Genomic DNA, 8479 nt, shown 5'->3' on the forward strand with positions numbered 1-8479 from the left:
CACATCCGAAGAGCGGAACAGTCGGAGGAATAGTCCGACCGTTCACAGCGTCCTCGCTGTGTTTATTTCAAAGGAACCACGTCCCGGTCATGACGACCGGAGACGGGGTATCAACATATCTGGCGTTGACTTTTGGCACGCTGTTGAGTTCTCAAGGAACGGTCGCTTCCTTCGTACTCACCCTCTCGGGCTTTCCTCCGGGCTTCCCTTCGGTGTTTCAAACTCTATCAGGCTTTTTCTGTCTCTCTGACCACCGTTCTGCGAACATGCAGAAGGGGATCCAGAGTCAGGATCCGACGAGTTTGTTTTCTGTTCGAACGAGGACGTTTTCGCGTCACTCCGTCCCGAGCAGGAGTACGACTGTACAGGGGGCCCGGAACGGCATGCAAATCCGCTGGGTTGGTGGTCTAGACCACTAGCTGCTAGCTTTCATCCGGAACCGCCGCTTCACATGACATACCCTGCTGCTCAGGCCCGCGAGCAGCTCCACTTCTGGGAGGCTCCCATGACCACCGTGACGTCCCCTCTCGCCGGACGCGCCATCGGACTGGCCGCTGTGCCGGACCCCGTCTTCTCCGGGGCGATGGTCGGCCCCGGCACCGCGATCGATCCGGTGCGTGAGCCCGCCGAGGCCGTGTCGCCCGTGGACGGCGTGATCGTCTCCCTGCACCCGCACGCCTTCGTCGTGGTCGACGGCGGCGGGCACGGCGTGCTCACCCACCTCGGCATCGACACCGTGCAGCTCAACGGCGAGGGCTTCGAGGTGCTCGTGAACAAGGGGGACACGGTGACCCGCGGTCAGGCCATCGTGCGCTGGGACCCCGCGGCGGTCGAGGCGGCCGGCAAGTCCCCGGTCTGCCCCGTCGTCGCGCTGGAGGCCACCGCCGACGCCCTCTCCGCCGTCCGCGAGAGCGGTGACGTGACGGCCGGCGCCGACCTCTTCTCCTGGAACTGACACGAGGGCCGTCATGAGGACGGCGTACAGGACGACCACCGCGGCGGCGGGGCCCGCCGCACTATCCGGAGACGGGTGAGATGGAGACAACGCTGCGAGGCGTCGGCGTGAGCCATGGCGTGGCGATCGGCGAGGTCCGGCACATGGGCACGGCGGTGCTGGAGCCGCCGGCCAGGCAGATCCCGGCGCAGGAGGCGGGACGCGAGCAGGGCCGCGCCCGCCAGGCCGTCGACGCCGTGGCCGCCGACCTCATGGCACGCGGCAACCTGGCCGGCGGCGAGGCCCAGGCGGTGCTGGAGGCACAGGCCATGATGGCCCAGGACCCCGAGCTGATGGCGGACGTGGACCGGCGGATCGCCGTCGGGAGCACGGCCGAGCGCGCCGTGTACGACGCGTTCGCGGCGTACCGGGAGCTGCTGGCCGGAGCGGGTGAGTACCTGGCCGGCCGGGTGGCCGACCTCGACGACGTGCGGAACCGCATCGTCGCCCGGCTGCTGGGCGTGCCCATGCCGGGCGTCCCGGACAGCGACCACCCCTATGTACTGGTGGCACGGGACCTGGCGCCCGCCGACACGGCGCTGCTCGACCCCTCTCTGGTGCTCGGCTTCGTGACCGAGGAGGGCGGTCCCACCAGTCACAGCGCGATCCTGGCGCGGGCCCTCGGAGTACCTGCCGTGGTGGCGTTGCCGGGCGCGGTCGAGCTGGGCGAGGGCACGGTGGTCGCGGTGGACGGCAGCACCGGTGAGGTGTTCGTGGACCCGAGCGAGGAGCGCAAGGAGCAGCTGACGGCGGCGGCCGCCGAGCGCCGGGCCGCGCTGGCCGCCTCGACCGGTCCTGGTGCGACGGCGGACGGTCACAAGGTGCCGTTGCTGGCCAATGTGGGCGGTCCCGCCGACGTGCCGGCCGCGGTGGCGGCCGGGGCCGAGGGTGTCGGTCTGTTCCGTACCGAGTTCCTGTTCCTGGACGACAGTGAGAACGCGCCTTCCGAGGAGAAGCAGATCGCGGCCTACCGGCAGGTGCTGGAGGCGTTCCCCGAGGGCCGGGTGGTCGTACGGGTGCTGGACGCGGGCGCGGACAAGCCGCTGGCCTTCCTGACCCCGGCGGACGAGCCGAACCCGGCGCTGGGCGTGCGGGGGCTGCGGACGCTGCTGGACCATCCGGACGTCCTGCGCACCCAGCTGACCGCGCTGGCGAAGGCCGCCGAAGGGCTGCCCGTCTACCTCGAGGTGATGGCCCCCATGGTGGCGGACCGCGCGGACGCGCGGGCGTTCGCGGACGCCTGCCGGGCGGCCGGCCTGCGGGCGAAGTTCGGGGCCATGGTGGAGATCCCGTCGGCGGCGCTGCGGGCGCGGTCGATCCTCCAGGAGGTCGAGTTCCTGTCGCTGGGCACCAATGACCTCGCCCAGTACACGTTCGCCGCGGACCGGCAGGTGGGCGCGGTGTCGCGGTTGCAGGACCCGTGGCAGCCGGCCCTGCTGGACCTGGTCGCGCTGTCCGCGGAGGCGGCCCGTGCCGAGGGCAAGAGCTGCGGGGTGTGCGGTGAGGCGGCGTCCGATCCGCTGCTGGCCTGTGTGCTGACCGGTCTGGGTGTCACCTCCCTGTCCATGGGTGCGGCGTCGCTGCCCTATGTCCGGGCGACGCTGGCGAAGTTCACGCTGGCGCAGTGCGAGCGGGCCGCCGCGGCGGCGCGGGCGGCGGACAGTGCCGAGGAGGCGCGGAGCGCGGCTCAGGGCGTGCTGTCCGGCGAGTAGCCGCCGGGCGGCCGGTGGCCGTGGTCGTTCAGGGGCGTCCCGCCTTCGGGTGGGGCGCCCCTGCCGCGCTCCTGACGCGCCCCAGACTGACCCGGACGTGTCCTTCTGCGCCTCCTCGAGGGCGGTCCGCGGTCGTCCTGCCGGTGTGTCCGGTCAGTGGCGGTGGTCCGGTGCGGTGCTCTCCTCCCCCAGGTCCGGTGGTGCGCAGTAGTCGACGCCGGGTTCCGGGGCGATGAGGTCCCCGGACTCGGCGTCGGTGCAGTACGCGTCGAACACCTCGGCCGCGGTGAGCGGTTCGAGGTTGCCGGCGCGCAGCCGCCAGCCGTGGACACGGTCGGCGGTGCCGGGGGCGCTGGTGCGCAGGACGAGTCCGCCGGGACTGCGGGTGGCGAGGCCCAGGGCGAGGACGCTGGTGAACTCCAGGGCCTCCGCCTCGTCCAGACGGGTGGCGCCGTGCGCGTCCTCGTCGCCGTGCAGGACGGAGACGAGGGTCTCCGGTGCTCCCGAGACGGTGCACACGAGATGCCGGTCGCCGGGCGGCGCGGTGTCGAGGATGCGGACCACGAGGTCGGAGGCGCGGGTGAAGGCGGCCCGGCCGATGTCCTCGCCGCAGGTGGGGCAGGGGCCGAGGCGGGTGAGCAGCGTGGTGGCGTACTCCCAGGTGGCCCTGCGCACGGCCGCGTCCACGAGGGTGGGGACGAGCGCGGCGAGCGGGCCGCCGTCGTACGGGACGGTGGGTCCGGTGGCGGCGACCTCCGCGGTGAAGCGGGTCCGGGTGGCGGGCAGGTCGGGGTCCAGGCCGGTCTCGGCGCAGTAGGCGGCGTAGTCCTCGGGGTCGAACAGGGCGAGGGTGGTGTGACCGCCGTACGCGGCGCGGCTCTCGAGGACGTCCTCGACCTGGCGGAGGTAGGTCGGGTGGTCGTCGAAGGTGAAGCTGCGGTAGCGCCGCATGGCGCGGAAGTCGTGTTCGTCGGCGAGCAGGCCGATGGTGCCGGCGATCTCGCGGCGCAGGACGCTGCGCATGGTCCGGTGGTCGGTGTGCGCCATGTTTCCCCCATGTGTGCGCGGTCGATCAATGCTCACTCACCGTAGCCACCGGCACTGACAATGCCGGCTTCGAGTGCTCTGGCCTGCGACTTTCCCTGAAATCGGGCGGCCCCGGGCCCACCGTCGTACTCGTCGGTGGGTCCGGGGCCGTCCGCACGCGCGGAAGGGGTCAGCCGCGCTTGCGGGCCAGCTCCTCGTAGAAGGCGAGCAGCGTGAGGTCGTCGATGGAGCCGGGGTTGACCGCCTTCTCCAGCGGGGTGCCCTGGAGGAGGCGCTTGACCGGGACCTCGATGCGCTTGCCGGTCAGGGTGTGCGGGACGCCGGGCACCTCGATGATCTCGTCGGGGATGTGGCGCGGCGAGAGCTGTTCGCGGATGGCCCGCTTGACCTTGTCGAGGAGCGCGTCGTCCAGGTCGGCACCGGGGGCGAGGTGCACGAACAGCGGCATCCAGTAGCCGCCGTCGGGCTGTTCGATGCCGATGACCAGGGATTCCTTGATCTCGGGCAGACGCTCGACCACCTCGTAGATGTCGGCGGAGCCCATGCGGACTCCCTGCCGGTTGAGGGTGGAGTCGGAGCGGCCGTGAATGATCACGGTGCCGCGCCCGGTGAGGGTGATCCAGTCGCCGTGGCGCCAGACGCCGGGGTAGGTGTCGAAGTAGCTGTCGTGGTACCGGCTGCCGTCGGGGTCGTTCCAGAAGCGGATCGGCATGGACGGCATGGGCTGGGTGACGACGAGTTCGCCCACCTCGTCCACGAGGGGCTTGCCCGCGGGGTCCCAGGCCTGGAGGTCGGTGCCGAGGGCGGCGGCCTGGAGTTCGCCGGTGTGGACGGGCAGGGTGGGCACGCCGCCCGCGAAGCAGGAGCAGACGTCGGTGCCGCCGCTGACGGAGGCGATCCACAGGTCCTCGCCGACCTCGTCGTGCAGCCAGCGGAAGCCGTCGGGCGGCAGCGGGGAGCCGGTGGTGGCGACGCACTTGACGCGGGAGACGTCGTGGTCGCGGGACGGGTGGACGCCGGCCTTGCGGCAGGCCATGACGTAGGCGGCGGAGGTGCCGTAGAGGGTGGCTCCGGTGCGTTCGGCGACCTTCCACTGGGCACCGGTGTCGGGGTACCCGGGGCTGCCGTCGTACAGGACGATCGTCGTACCCGTGAGCAGGCCGGAGACGAGGAAGTTCCACATCATCCAGCCGGTCGAGGTGTACCAGAAGAAGCGGTCCTCGGGGCCGAGGTCGCAGTGCAGGCCCAGCTGCTTGAGGTGTTCGACCAGGATGCCGCCCTGGGACTGGACGATGGCCTTGGGCAGGCCGGTCGTGCCGGAGGAGTAGAGCACCCACAGCGGGTGGTCGAAGGGCACCTGTTCGAAGACGGGCGCGGTGTCGCCGGACGTCACGGCGGACCATTCGAGGGCGCCCTCGGGCGCCTCGGTGCCGAGGAGCGGGATGTGCACGACGGCCCGCAGGGTGGGCAGTTCGCGGCGCAGTTCGGCGACGGTCTCGCGGCGGTCGTGCTCCTTGCCGCCGTAGCGGTAGCCGTCGACGGTGAACAGGACGACGGGTTCGACCTGCTGGAAGCGGTCGAGGACGCTGCGGGCGCCGAAGTCGGGGGCGCAGGACGTCCACACGGCGCCGACGGCGGCGGTGGCGAGGAGGGCGACGACGGCCTGCGGGATGTTGGGCAGGTAGCCGCTGACGCGGTCGCCGGGGCGCACACCGAGGGCGCGCAGTTCGGCGGCGAGCGAGCCGACCTGGCCGCGCAGTTCGGCCCAGGTGACGGGCCGGGGCTCGTGGGTCTCGTCCACGTACAGCAGCGCGGGCCGGTCGGGGCGGTCCTCGGCCGCGCGCAGGGCGTGTTCGGCGTAGTTGAGGGTGGCGCCGGGGAACCACTGGGCGCCGGGCATCGCGCGGTCGCCGAGCACCTGGGTGTACGGGGTGGAGAAGCGGACGTCGAACCACTCGGTGACGGCCTTCCAGAAGGCGTCCAGGTGGTCGACGGACCAGCGGTGCAGCGCGGCGTAGCCGCCGTCGGCCGGGGCCCCGTGGTGGGCGGCGGCCCACGCCTGGAACGCGGTGATGCGCGCCTGGGCGATCCGCCCGGGATCGGGCTGCCAGAGCGGCTGGGGGTTCGCGGTCGACATGAGGCGGCTCCCGGACTGTACGCGTCGTCTGCGTCGGTGCGCGCACGGCGGGAAGTGCGCGTGACGCGGCTGACAGGGACGATGCCATGTGATCGACTTCCGCACCAGAGTGAGCTTCATATCATCCGTCCGGCAAGACGGCGGGTTCGGCAGAGGTGAACGGAAATTGAACGGCACACGCGCGCGGGGCGCTCGGTGGCAGGGTGAGCAGCATGGACGGTCGTGACCTGGTGCGTTCGGTGCGTGTGATCGGTTCGGGGCGGGCTGCTCGGGGGGTGCGGGCGGCGTGGCGCAGACGGCGGATCGACGCCGTGGGGCTGCCCCGGCGAGGGGCGGAGCGGGCGCGGGTGCCGGGGCGGGTGGAGAGCGCGGAGCCGGGGCCCGGCGGTGGGGTGATCCGGTTCAGCCGGTCGGATCTTCGGATCACGGTCACGGTGAACGGCGCGGTGTTCTGGGGCTGGGACGGGGTGGCGCCGCAGCCGTCGTACGCGCTGGCGGGGAGCGGTCCCGAGCCGGATCCGCGGGCGGTCCTGGAGCCGGACAAGGACGGCGGCTGGCGGGTGGTGGCCGAACGGGTGACGGTCGTCGTCTCGCGGCACGGCGCGGTGGAGGTGCGCACACCGGGTGGTGTGGTGCTGCGCCGGGAGCTGCCGCCGCGCTGGTGGGAGCCGGTCGGCGGGGGCACCGCGCGCTGGATGCAGCGCTCCGAGGTGGCGGCGGACGCCCGGTTCTTCGGGCTCGGCGGACGCGCGTCCGGGCCGCGGCTGCGCGACGGGTCGTACCGGCTGTGGAACACCGACCCCGGTGGTTCGTTCGGGCCGGGTGACGATCCGCTGTATCTGACCATGCCGGTGCAGCTGGTGGTGGCGGACGCGGGGACGCATCTGATGTTCTACGACACCACGTGGGACGGCACGGTGGTGCTGCGCGAGGGCGAGGAGGGCGCGGGGTCCGGGCACGACCGGGCGGGGCGCTGCGAGCTGCGGATGGACGGCGGGCCGCTGCGCTGCTGGGTGATGGTGGGCCCGCCGGCACGGGTGCTGCTCACCTGGGCCTCGCTGACGGGGGCACCCGCGCTGCCGCCCGCCTGGGCGCTCGGTCATCAGCACGCCCGATGGGGGTTCGGCAGCGAGGAGGAGGTGCGCCGGATCGTCGCGGGCTACCAGGAGCGCGGGCTGCCCCTGGACGCCGTCCATCTGGACATCGACCACTACGACGACCACCGGGTCTTCACCGTCGACCGGGAACGGTTCCCGAAGCTGCCGGTGCTCGCGGAGGAGCTGCGCCGGGACGGGATCCGGCTGGTCTCGATCGTCGATCCGGCGGTGAAGGCCGCGCCGGGCGACGCGGTGTACGACGGCGGTACGGCGGTGGACGCGTTCGTGCGGGACGCCTCGGGCCGGCCGGTGCGGGGGGTGGTGTGGGCCGGTGAGTCCGTGTACCCGGACTTCACGCACCCGCGGGTGCGGGATTGGTGGGGCGGGCTGTACGAGGAGCGGCTGGAGCAGGGGTTCGCCGGCTTCTGGCACGACATGAACGAGCCGGTGTCCTTCCACGCCTTCGGCGAGCCGACGCTGCCGCGCTCCGCCCGGCACGCGCTGGAGGGGCGCGGCGGGGACCATCGTGAGGCGCACAACGTGTACGGGCTGTGCATGGCGCGGGCGGGTTACGAGGGACTGCGCGAACTGGCTCCCCAGGAGCGGCCGTTCCTGTTCACGCGATCGGGCTGGGCGGGGATGCAGCGGTACGGCGGCACATGGTCGGGCGATGTGGCGACGGGCTGGCCGGGGCTCCGCGCGTCGCTGTCGCTGGTCCTGGGGCTCGGTCTGTGCGGGGTGCCGTACTCGGGCCCCGACGTGGGGGGCTTCGACGGCAGTCCCTCGCCGGAGCTGTACCTGCGGTGGTTCCAGCTCGGTGCGTATCTGCCGTTGTTCCGCACCCATGCGAGCCTGCGCGCCGGGCGCCGTGAGCCGTGGGAGTTCGGACCCCGGGTGCTGGAGCACGCGCGGGCGGCGCTGCTCGAACGCCGGCGGCTGCTGCCGTACTTCGTGACGCTCTCCCATCTGGCCCGGCGCACCGGCGCGCCCTATGCACGGCCGGTGTGGTGGAACGCGCCGGAGGACCGGGCCCTGCGCGACTGCGAGGACGCGTTCCTCCTGGGTGACAGTCTGCTGGTGGCGCCGGTCCTGGACGCGGGAGCGGAGCGGCGCGTGGTGCGGCTGCCGCGCGGGCGCTGGTACGACACGGCGACGGAACAGGCGTACGAGGGTCCCGGGCAGGTCCTGGTGGACGCGCCGCTGTCCCGGATACCGGTGTTCGCCCGAGCGGGCGCGGTGCTGCCCGTCCGCGGCGACGACGGCCTCGAACTGGAGACCTGGGCCCCGGCCCCCGGCCGAACCGGCGGCGGGCTGGTGGTGCGGGACGCGGGCGACGGCTGGGACGTACCGGGGATAGAGCGCTACGTGGCCCGCCGCCAGGGCGCACGGGTGGTGGTCACGCGGGAGGGCGAGGACGGGACGAGCGAGCCGGCGCCGCCGGTGCGGGTGCGGGGGACGGGGTAGGGCGGGGCGGTCCGTGGAGGTGGAGGTG

Annotated in this window: 5 protein-coding genes; 3 read left to right on the forward strand and 2 right to left on the reverse strand. The window is 72.7% G+C overall.

Annotated elements, in window-relative coordinates:
* The first annotated feature begins 505 nt into the window (after positions 1-505).
* Both VT52_RS34385 and ptsP read left to right on the forward strand, forming a co-directional pair.
* Positions 506-955: a PTS sugar transporter subunit IIA gene (locus VT52_RS34385; protein WP_046428878.1), complete on the forward strand. Its 450-nt coding sequence runs from the start codon at positions 506-508 to the stop codon at positions 953-955.
* Positions 956-1035: 80 nt separating this feature from the next.
* A complete protein-coding gene (gene ptsP / locus VT52_RS34390) occupies positions 1036-2706 on the forward strand; it encodes a phosphoenolpyruvate--protein phosphotransferase (protein WP_046428882.1) in 1671 nt (556 codons plus the stop codon).
* Between the two features lie 153 nt (positions 2707-2859).
* On the opposite strand, the gene VT52_RS34395 is transcribed toward ptsP, so the two are convergent.
* Positions 2860-3753 (reverse strand): hypothetical protein, encoded by an 894-nt coding sequence (locus VT52_RS34395; protein ID WP_046428884.1) that lies wholly within the window; start codon positions 3751-3753, stop codon positions 2860-2862.
* Positions 3754-3922: 169 nt separating this feature from the next.
* The gene (locus VT52_RS34400) at positions 3923-5890 is read right to left on the reverse strand and encodes an acetoacetate--CoA ligase (protein ID WP_046428886.1); all 1968 of its coding nucleotides are present in this window, start codon (positions 5888-5890) and stop codon (positions 3923-3925) included.
* Positions 5891-6102: 212 nt separating this feature from the next.
* Here VT52_RS34400 and VT52_RS34405 point away from each other — a divergent pair, with 212 nt between their 5' ends.
* The gene (locus VT52_RS34405; protein ID WP_079175471.1) at positions 6103-8451 is read left to right on the forward strand and encodes a glycoside hydrolase family 31 protein; all 2349 of its coding nucleotides are present in this window, start codon (positions 6103-6105) and stop codon (positions 8449-8451) included.
* Positions 8452-8479: the final 28 nt, after the last annotated feature.

It is taken from the genome of Streptomyces malaysiense (assembly GCF_000980885.2).
Lineage (GTDB): Bacteria > Actinomycetota > Actinomycetes > Streptomycetales > Streptomycetaceae > Streptomyces > Streptomyces malaysiense.

Coding starts and splice junctions, on each gene's coding strand:
- VT52_RS34385 (WP_046428878.1), top strand. CDS start 506: ATGACCACCGTGACGTCCCCTCTCGCCGGACGCGCCATCGGACTGGCC.
- ptsP (WP_046428882.1), top strand. CDS start 1,036: ATGGAGACAACGCTGCGAGGCGTCGGCGTGAGCCATGGCGTGGCGATC.
- VT52_RS34395 (WP_046428884.1), bottom strand. CDS start 3,753: ATGGCGCACACCGACCACCGGACCATGCGCAGCGTCCTGCGCCGCGAG.
- VT52_RS34400 (WP_046428886.1), bottom strand. CDS start 5,890: ATGTCGACCGCGAACCCCCAGCCGCTCTGGCAGCCCGATCCCGGGCGG.
- VT52_RS34405 (WP_079175471.1), top strand. CDS start 6,103: ATGGACGGTCGTGACCTGGTGCGTTCGGTGCGTGTGATCGGTTCGGGG.